Raw genomic sequence first — 1,841 nt, forward strand, 5'->3', positions numbered from 1 at the left:
GGGGCAGACTTGGAAATATCATCGAGAAGCACAAGGTTACTCATTTCGGCGGTACGCCCACGCTCATACGCGGTATGATTACGCACGCGGAGGAGGTGCAATTTGACCGCAGCAGTCTCCGCACCCTAATGTCCTCCGGCGAATTATGGGATCCCGAATCGTTTGAGTGGTTCTTCAACGTGTTCGGAGAAGGCAAACGCCCTATCATCAATTATTCTGGCGGAACCGAAATTTCCGGCGGTATCGTGGGAAATGTAATCTATCGCCCTATCAAGGTAGCCGGATTTAATTCTGCCCTTCCCGGCTTAAAAGTGGCGGTACTAGATGATTTGGGCAACCCTGTTAGAAATCAGGTTGGTGAATTGGCAATCCTCGAAGCGTTCGTAGGGCAAACCCGCAGTTTCTGGGGCGAACCGCAACGCTATCTTGAAACCTACTGGGAGCGTTTTCCCGACAAATGGGTGCATGGCGATTTGTGCTTCCATGACAGCGAGGGTCATTTCTTCATTCTGGGGCGTTCCGATGATACCTTGAAAATTGCGGGCAAGCGTCTCGGACCGGCAGAAGTGGAAGCGATTGTGGCAGAACACCCGGCAGTGGCAGAAACGGCAGCGGTGGGCGTTCCGCACCCGCAGAAGGGCGAAGAATTGGTGGTCTTTGTCATCCCACGACCCGATACAGATGAGGAAACGCTCAAAAACTTGCCAAAAACTATCTCAAACCTGATTGAGGAGAGATTGGGAAAAGCCTTCCGCCCCGGCAAAGTTCATACCGTCAAAGAACTGCCAAAAACCCGCAACGCCAAAGTTATGCGCCGAGTGATAAGAAGGGTTTATAGTGGGCAAAATCCCGGCGACCTTTCCGCGCTGGAAAATCCGGCAGCAGTGGAAGCAATAAAGGTATTATTGCGACCTGAGTAAGGAGTTTTTCTTTTTCACTCCTGAGATTGAGGCAACCGATTACGCTTCTAGTTAGCCTTGAGAGGGCTTCTGTAACCAATAGGTTAGCAGTTGGAGCGTAACACGCTATCGTAAAAGCCAGAGCATAATCATAAGTTCAAAAAGCAACCCCTTGATTTGCTCTGGTTCGTAACTTAATAGGCTATTCCCACCGTTTCGCCAAGATAAAAATCTTGCTTTAGCTGGGCAACCATAAACCGAGCAACATCTTCTTTTGAGATATTAGTTGCTCCTAATGGTAAGGAACCCATCGCCACCCGAAATGGCAAGTCTCCGGGTTCATCCGTTATTTCCGGCGGACAAACTGCTACCCACTCCAACCCGCTTTTTTGCAATATCTCCAACTGACGGGCATGATCCTCAGTGATATTTTTGAATATCGGCGGGTAGGTCGGATAAAAGAGCCAGCCCGATAATAAACAAACTATTCGGTTTACCTTATGTGCTTGCATTGCCTCTACAATATTGCGAGTGCCATTGGATAAAACAGTAGTAGGGCTTAAATCCAAGCCGGTTCCAAGAGCGCAAAGTACAACATGCTGGTCGAAAATAGCGGCTTCTACCGCTGCTTTATCCAGCACGTCACCTTGCATAACCTTTAAATTGGAGGCAATCAAATTGATTTTTGATACATCTCGAACCAGAACAGTTACATGATGTCCCAGTGACAACGTTTTGATAAGCAGCGCATTGCCAGTTTTACCGGTAGCGCCGAATATAACTATTCGCATTTTTACCCCAAATATTAATAATATTGAATCGACTCAGATGATGCAAATTATACTTGATTTAGATTCTATTATCTACTGAAGTTGACCAGAAATCCGGGGCTGTTGCAAAGTCAGCCAAAAGAAATAATATTTCATGAGAAGACAAGCCTCA

2 protein-coding genes are annotated in these 1,841 nt (G+C 47.1%); one reads left to right on the top strand and one right to left on the bottom strand.

All coding sequences use genetic code 11. The features are described 5' to 3' along the window. Positions 1–920: AMP-binding protein (locus WCK19_RS18460; protein ID WP_342398878.1), on the top strand; the 920-nt coding region annotated here is incomplete at its 5' end. Positions 921–1,093: 173 nt separating this feature from the next. Here WCK19_RS18460 and WCK19_RS18465 read toward each other — a convergent pair. Further along, positions 1,094–1,690 (bottom strand): SDR family oxidoreductase, encoded by a 597-nt coding sequence (locus WCK19_RS18465; protein ID WP_342398879.1) that lies wholly within the window; start codon positions 1,688–1,690, stop codon positions 1,094–1,096. Between the last annotated feature and the right edge of the window lie 151 nt (positions 1,691–1,841).

The sequence above is a fragment of the Candidatus Chlorohelix sp. genome (assembly GCF_037138995.1).
In the GTDB taxonomy this organism is placed as follows: Bacteria; Chloroflexota; Chloroflexia; order Chloroheliales; family Chloroheliaceae; genus Chlorohelix.